Source organism: uncultured Blautia sp. (assembly GCF_902497045.1).
In the GTDB taxonomy this organism is placed as follows: Bacteria; Bacillota; Clostridia; order Lachnospirales; family Lachnospiraceae; genus Blautia_A.
This window is the reverse complement of sequence record NZ_CABVDF010000008.1, coordinates 24,827-31,313: the sequence shown is the minus strand read 5'-3', so window position 1 is coordinate 31,313 and position 6,487 is coordinate 24,827. Positions and strand designations below refer to the sequence as shown.

Sequence of the window (6,487 nt, the reverse complement as noted above, 5' to 3'; positions counted from 1 at the left end):
TTCTCCATAAATACCTGCATCAGATATAAAATTTTCAGTTTCTGATTAAATGATCTGGGCATAAACACCTTCCTATTTATCTGTCAGTCCTGCAACAACGCCAAAATATACTGCTGCAAACGAAAGGATCAGCGTGATCCTGTCTGCAGAATGAAAATCAATATGAAAAAGCATAGCTCCCATTATCATAAGTTCCAGAGTCAGGACCACTCCCAGGATCAGCGCCATTGTTCCGGAAAGCTTTTTCTTTCCCTGCTTTCCGGATCTGTTCCTTTCTCCACCGTATTCTCCTCTTTCAAATGCTATGATTTTTCTGTCCGCTCTCTGTTCACACTGCATCTGATATCCCTCCTGTTTTAAAGAACATATTTTCTGAACATTTTTTCTGAACATTTCTTTCAAAAATGATTATATCACAAACTATGTCCAATAGAACGGGACAAACTAAAAATTTTCGAATATTTGTTCGCAAACATATGTTTGCTTTTTTTAGTAAAAGCAGTTATATTATATTTAACCTGGAATCACAATTTTCTCCGTCCGGTACTTTCCATTCTCTACAGTCATAACCGCCATGGTGATCTCCTGGTCAAATCTCCGCTTTCCGCAGCTGCCCGGATTCAGCCACAGCCTTCCGTCAATATTCTGCTCCAGATATTTATGTGTATGACCAAAAACCACCACCTGCACTGTCCCCAGATCCCAGGCTGCATCTTTCTTATTATGGGTCATAAAAAACTCTACGCCTTCTATTGTAAACCGAAGGGTCTTCGCAAGCCCCTCTGCCCATTCTTTGTCATTGTTGCCTCTTACCGCATATATCGATGCCAGCGGACGCAGCTGATCCAGAATTTCCGGTCTGTTAATATCGCCTCCATGAAAAATACAGTCACAGGTTTTCAGGATTTCCATAACCTCTGGCCTCAAAAGTCCATGGGTATCAGAAATAATCCCTATCTTTTTTGCCATCTCTTTTCCTCCGTTTTCGAATCATTTTTATCTGGTCAGAAACCACACTGCAGCGGAAACTTCCAGCACCAGGATCACAGGAATGCCCAGATAGAACTTTGGCTTTTTTGTTTTATGGTGAAATACTTTCATTCCCAGAAGGGCGCCCGGACTTCCGCCTATGACCGCCAGCATCAAAAGAGCTTTTTCCGAGATCCTCCACTGATTCCGAATCGCTCTTTTTTTGTCTGCTCCATATATACAAAATGCAGTAAGGTTCACTGCTGCAAGGTAAAAAAGGCTTATTCCATACATGAGCTTCCACCCTCTCTGAAAAATTGAAACACCTTTCCCCAGTATGTTTCAAGAATATCATCCGGAGCATTAAAGATCTCGTGTCTGGTTCCCGGCATTTTTACAACCGTACAGGAAGTCTTCCCATAAAGGTTGATCTTATCTGCAAAAACATCCTGAGATTTATTTGATACCAGATGATCTGTCTCCGCCTGAAAAAGAAGCACCGGAGCCATGATTTCCTTCCATGCATGCTGCTGAAGATAACGGTTCATTTTTGCAGCACTGTATACCCAGCCATAAGAGGGCGACCAGGTCTGATATGCCAGGTTTTCCATTCGTATCTGTTTGTATCGGTCAAATCTTGGCTCTGACAGGCCAGAGCTTGATTCAAACTTTTCTGTCCCGTCATAAGGCTTTTGTCCTGCCGCATAGTCCATTGCCTTTCCGGTCCTGCAGGCAGCCCTGGCTATCCTTACTGCTGCCGGATAAGGCACACTTCCTGTCAGCGGACGGATCATCGGTGAAGAAAGAACGACTTTCCTGTACATATAAGGATCCCTTGCCGCAGCGATCGCTGCCACTGCTCCGCCCATAGAATGTGCAAACAGATACATGGGGAGGCTTCTGTGAGCCTTGCGGACCAGCCTGGATACCCGCAGGAAATCACGGCTGTATCTGCTCCAGTGGTCTACGTGTACCAGAGAGGGATCTTCCGTAAACCGATAGCTTAATCCATGTCCACAGTGTTCCGGAATATAAACATGATATCCTTTCCTTAAAAAATAATAAATAATCTCCTGATACTTTCTGGCTGATTCTGAAAATCCATGGCTGATCACCACAACTCCCTGAGCCTGGTCTGCCAGATAACGTTTCACATGGATCCTTTTTTCCTTCTCTTTTCCCTGAATACAGGGAATCCAGGTATCTCTGCACCGCGCTGACAGATACGGAAGAACTGTCGTACGCATCTTCTCTGTATACTCTTTTTCATGGATGATTTCTTTATATTTCTCACTGTCCTGCATTTTTCTGCCTCCTCTGTACTGCCAGCCGTTTCATTTATCGGCAGCTGTTCACTTCGCTCACAGCAGCCGGACAAAATCTCAGTCTTTACTTATTCTCCCTGCCTCTGTATACTAATTGTATTATAACATTTTTTACAGGAGGACCTTATGTTCCGTTTATGGGGAAAATTATGGAAAGACAATCGTCTGATAAAAGATACTGTAATCTGCGATGACTCAAAAGATTCCAGAACGCACAAAATATTCCGTGGGCTGGAAGAGATCTGTTATGAATTTGACCTGGAAAATCCCATCTGGCTTGACAATGTCATTTCTGACTTTAAACGTCATTCCAGAGCGAGATTTTACCAGGACAGTTTTATTGAGCAGATCACCTTCGACTATCTGGAAATCCAGGTCATAGAAGAAGACTGATCACTTTATTTTTTTGTTTGTAATGGACAGATAATCTCTGTCTTCAGATTTTCTGCGGGGCACAAAAAGAGAAACAACACTCTTTTTTCCCCTGCCTCTGGCATAGAAAAATCCAATAACAGAAAATACCACAGCACCGATAAAATTTACAAAAAGATCTTTCATGGTATCGTACAGTCCCACATCAAGATATCCGCCCAGACCGAGAAGCTCCCTGGTGCCGTCTGAATGAACTATCATTACATCTGCAATATCCCGTATCACTACCGGATGATTTGCCCCGTTAGGATCCAGCATTACACTGCTTACCGTATGCAGTATCATATCTTTCTGCATATCAAATTTCAGGAAATAATCCATAGAAAATTCAAAAAATTCCCACAGTACGCCAATTGTCATAGAAAAGCAAAATGCCAGCAGCGCCAGAAAAAACGGCGACAGATCAAACGTCAGGTTTTCATTGTCATTTAAAAGAAGCACCATGGAAAAGCCTACTGCTGCACACAAAAACCCATTAAGAGTATGCAGGATCGTATCCCATCCCGGAATCGCAATATAAAATGCATTGATCTCTCCCAGAATCTCTGCTGCAAAAATAAAACATAAAATAGAAATCTCCAGACCTATAGGAATTTCTATCCTGAGCTTCACCTGAAGCCAGCTGGGGATATACAGAAGCACCAGTGTCAGAACACTGAGAAAAAAACTTTCATAGTTATGAAGAAAAACCTGACGGATCATACATACCAGAACCATGATCCGAAGGATCGAAAACACAATAAAGGTACTTCTGTGTTCTCTTAACTCCATGTCAATTGCTTTTCGAAGGGCTCTTAGCCGGCGCTTTTTTTCTCTTCTTTTATCATTCATATTCCATTTCCTCCTGTATTACATGATCCACTTTCTGATAAATGGAATTTTTCTGACAATATACACAATTCCCCAACTGATAAAAAAGATCAGAAGCATTACAACAGGAACTGCCAAAACAGTATTTTTTATCATCATACTGTCAATTCCATTTCTGTAAAGAATATCCCGCACAAAAGCATGAACCAGATAAATACCAAAAGTACATCCGCCTAAGCTGCATACTGCCTTCTCCAGCTTCTGACTCCACTTTATCTTTGACACCTGTTCCTTAAAAAACAGAAAAACTGCTGTGCTCCACATGAACGTAAAAAATGTATAGTTCTCATAAAATGCCTGGGTTGCTTTTCCTGTCATCAGAGATTCTTTTTGACAAAGCCATATTCCTGCAAATATCATCACCGTTCCCAGTATATAAACAGCTTTTTCCAATTTTTTTGGAAGTCCGTATTCATAAAGATAATGCCCCAGCACAAAGTATCCTATATATCCCGTAACCAGTTCCGGGTGCACTGTATTCATCAAAGCCTGAACATGCTCTTTCCATGGCAGATTAAATCTTCCTGCCGTATAGGTAAAGATCTGAAATACAAGAAAAAGAAGGATCATGTACTGGGACCATTGTTTTCCTCTGGAACTGTTTACGATTTCCCAGACAAGAGGAGTAATGATCAACAGTCCCATCAGCATAGGAAGATACCACAAATGGAAATACGGCTTGCTCACATAGACCAGCATTTTTTTAAAAAACTCCATACTGCCGATCTTGGGACCTCCGTTTACAGCGATCCTGTAAAATCCGTAAAACAGCTGCCAGAATAAATAAGCAGACGCTACAGGAAGTATATTCCGCTGCCACAGTTTTTTCAGATCCCATGTCCTTTTGCTGCTGAGATACAGACTGCCGCTGATCATAATAAAACACGCCACGGCAAACCGGTTGATCCCATGATAAAAATTAGACACCTGCCATACTGTACTGTCCACCGGCATATCCCGGAAATGCTGCGATCCCGCATGGATTCCAAGGACTCCCACACAGGCTGCAATACGAAGGAGTTCTATCCATACAATCCGTTTTTTCTCCATATCAATAAACCCTGTTTCTGTCCTCTCCGGCCAGAAAAGCCTGTATATTCTTCACTACCTCATCCCTGCATCGAAATCTTGTCTCCACCGGCGCCCAGGCCATATGGGGAGTGATCAGAAGCTTTTTGCTGTCCTGGATCCTGGCCAGAGGATTATCTGCTGCCATCGGCTCCTTTTCCAGTACATCAAGAGCTGCTCCGGCGATCATCTCTTCTGTGAGTGCTCTGTAAAGAGCTTCCTGATCCACAATAGGACCGCGGGCAGCATTGATCAGAACTGCCGTTTTTTTCATCTGCTCAAAGGCTTTCATATCCATCAGACCCTGAGTCTTTTCGTTTAACGGCGCATGAACAGACAAAATATCTGACTCTTTTAAAAGAGTCTCAAAATCCACCTGTTTTCTGTTTTCCGAAAGCCGGTAGGTTCCTCCGGTTGCAGAATAACAGATCACTCTGCATCCAAAGGCTTCTGCTATATCAGCTACCTTTCTGCCGATAGCTCCCATTCCGATGATTCCCCAGGTTTTTCCGCTCAACTCATAAAAATTCTCTTTGAAATAAGAAAAGCCCTCACTTTTCGTATATTCACCGGACTTTACATAATCATCATAAAAGCGCAGTTTTTCCCATACATAAAACAGCATGGCAAAGGTATGCTGTGCTACCGCATCTGTAGAATAACCAGCCACATTGCAGGCACGGATGCCCCGTTTTTTCAGATACTCTCCATCCAGGTTATTGATTCCGGTAGCCGTAAGACAGATCAGCTTCAGGTTCTCTGCTTCCTTCAGTGTTGATTCGCACATCAGCAGCTTATTAGCCACAATAATGTCCGCATCTCTGACTCTTTCCGGCATTTCCTCCGGTAATGTGGATGGATAGATTTTTACTTCCCCAAGAGGAAAAAAAGGGGTGAAGACCATGTCTTCACCCAGATTATTTGCTTCAAGAAGAACAATTTTCATTATTTTGCTCATGAATCTCTCCTATTAATGATTACTGATAAATACTCTGACATGATTCAGACTCAGTATAACAAAAACTCTCTGATTCTACAAGAAGCATCTCCCAACAAACCGCAATTTACCTTGAGATTATTGCCGTTCACTCCATTCACAGCATCAAAAGATATCTTTAATCCATAAATTCCCTGATGATCTCTCTCATGATCTCCTCTTCTTCCGGACTGAGCATTTTGCTGAAATGGCTCCCTGTAGCTGCCGTCTGCCTGATACTGGCAGTGATCTTCTCTACCATCTCTTCCTGAAGAACAGGATCCATCTTCTCCGAAACAGCCACCGGCTCTGCCTTCCTTGCAGAAACAGCATCTTCTCTCCTGGCTCTGGCCTGAAGTATATAATCTGCCAGGGAGTTCATTACCAGTTCCTCTCTGTAAGTAAAATCCAATGCCTGGCGTAACAGAAGCAGAAGTATCGGAACTGCTGTGCCGATATAAAGGTACTGAAGTGAAAGTCCCTGCTGAAGCTCCAGTCTGGCAGTAAGAAACAGCGCCAGTCCCAGACAGACAGAAGACATCAGTGACGGCAGCCACACCAGAAGATTCATCCGGTTCATTAGTTTATCTCTTGTCTTCCAGAGGTTCAGCCATTTTTCTTTCAGATTCATCACTGCTTTTGTTTTTCCCATAGCTCTTCGGTAGGTAAGATGTACGGCAAGCATTCCTGCTCCTCCTGCCACACCCAGTACAGTCATGGCATAGAGCAGAAGCTGCAGCTCCATGATTCGTTCCAGCATGATCTCCTCCTTGATCTTCAGATTTCTTATATCTCACATTCTACACCTTACGGTCTCAGGAGGAAACAAAAATCGTTCGTCAAATTC

9 protein-coding genes are annotated in these 6,487 nt (G+C 42.9%); 1 reads left to right on the top strand and 8 read right to left on the bottom strand.

From position 1 onward, the window contains the following. Positions 1 to 72: 72 nt before the first annotated feature. The 4 genes from RDS42_RS01900 to RDS42_RS01885 all read right to left on the bottom strand — a co-directional run bounded on the left by RDS42_RS01900 (position 73) and on the right by RDS42_RS01885 (position 2,273). Complete coding sequence (locus RDS42_RS01900) at positions 73 to 339, bottom strand: hypothetical protein (RefSeq protein WP_308782093.1); 267 nt, start codon at positions 337 to 339, stop codon at positions 73 to 75. 174 nt (positions 340 to 513) lie between these two features. Beyond that, the gene (locus tag RDS42_RS01895) at positions 514 to 969 is read right to left on the bottom strand and encodes a metallophosphoesterase family protein (protein ID WP_308782092.1); all 456 of its coding nucleotides are present in this window, start codon (positions 967 to 969) and stop codon (positions 514 to 516) included. Between the two features lie 27 nt (positions 970 to 996). Next, entirely contained in the window at positions 997 to 1,263 is a 267-nt protein-coding gene (locus RDS42_RS01890) for a DUF1294 domain-containing protein (protein ID WP_308782091.1), read from the bottom strand. Beyond that, positions 1,251 to 2,273 (bottom strand): alpha/beta hydrolase, encoded by a 1,023-nt coding sequence (locus RDS42_RS01885; protein ID WP_308782090.1) that lies wholly within the window; start codon positions 2,271 to 2,273, stop codon positions 1,251 to 1,253. The genes RDS42_RS01890 and RDS42_RS01885 overlap by 13 nt, the downstream gene beginning before the upstream one ends. A 147-nt stretch (positions 2,274 to 2,420) precedes the next feature. On the opposite strand from RDS42_RS01885, the gene RDS42_RS01880 reads away from it, so the two are divergent. Then, positions 2,421 to 2,687, top strand: a complete 267-nt coding sequence (locus tag RDS42_RS01880) for a hypothetical protein (protein WP_308782089.1) — start codon at positions 2,421 to 2,423, stop codon at positions 2,685 to 2,687. Here RDS42_RS01880 and RDS42_RS01875 read toward each other — a convergent pair whose 3' ends face one another. The 4 genes from RDS42_RS01875 to RDS42_RS01860 all read right to left on the bottom strand — a co-directional run bounded on the left by RDS42_RS01875 (position 2,688) and on the right by RDS42_RS01860 (position 6,400). Further along, the gene (locus RDS42_RS01875; protein ID WP_308782088.1) at positions 2,688 to 3,557 is read right to left on the bottom strand and encodes a hypothetical protein; all 870 of its coding nucleotides are present in this window, start codon (positions 3,555 to 3,557) and stop codon (positions 2,688 to 2,690) included. A gap of 18 nt (positions 3,558 to 3,575) precedes the next feature. Further along, a complete protein-coding gene (locus RDS42_RS01870; RefSeq protein ID WP_308782087.1) occupies positions 3,576 to 4,646 on the bottom strand; it encodes an acyltransferase family protein in 1,071 nt (356 codons plus the stop codon). 1 nt (position 4,647) lies between these two features. Then, entirely contained in the window at positions 4,648 to 5,610 is a 963-nt protein-coding gene (locus tag RDS42_RS01865; protein WP_334307432.1) for an NAD(P)-dependent oxidoreductase, read from the bottom strand. Positions 5,611 to 5,779: 169 nt separating this feature from the next. Further along, positions 5,780 to 6,400, bottom strand: a complete 621-nt coding sequence (locus tag RDS42_RS01860; protein WP_308782085.1) for a hypothetical protein — start codon at positions 6,398 to 6,400, stop codon at positions 5,780 to 5,782. Between the last annotated feature and the right edge of the window lie 87 nt (positions 6,401 to 6,487).

Coding starts and splice junctions, on each gene's coding strand:
- RDS42_RS01885 (WP_308782090.1), bottom strand. CDS start 2,273: ATGCAGGACAGTGAGAAATATAAAGAAATCATCCATGAAAAAGAGTAT.
- RDS42_RS01895 (WP_308782092.1), bottom strand. CDS start 969: ATGGCAAAAAAGATAGGGATTATTTCTGATACCCATGGACTTTTGAGG.
- RDS42_RS01880 (WP_308782089.1), top strand. CDS start 2,421: ATGTTCCGTTTATGGGGAAAATTATGGAAAGACAATCGTCTGATAAAA.
- RDS42_RS01860 (WP_308782085.1), bottom strand. CDS start 6,400: ATGCTGGAACGAATCATGGAGCTGCAGCTTCTGCTCTATGCCATGACT.
- RDS42_RS01870 (WP_308782087.1), bottom strand. CDS start 4,646: ATGGAGAAAAAACGGATTGTATGGATAGAACTCCTTCGTATTGCAGCC.
- RDS42_RS01865 (WP_334307432.1), bottom strand. CDS start 5,610: ATGAAAATTGTTCTTCTTGAAGCAAATAATCTGGGTGAAGACATGGTC.
- RDS42_RS01890 (WP_308782091.1), bottom strand. CDS start 1,263: ATGTATGGAATAAGCCTTTTTTACCTTGCAGCAGTGAACCTTACTGCA.
- RDS42_RS01900 (WP_308782093.1), bottom strand. CDS start 339: ATGCAGTGTGAACAGAGAGCGGACAGAAAAATCATAGCATTTGAAAGA.
- RDS42_RS01875 (WP_308782088.1), bottom strand. CDS start 3,557: ATGAATGATAAAAGAAGAGAAAAAAAGCGCCGGCTAAGAGCCCTTCGA.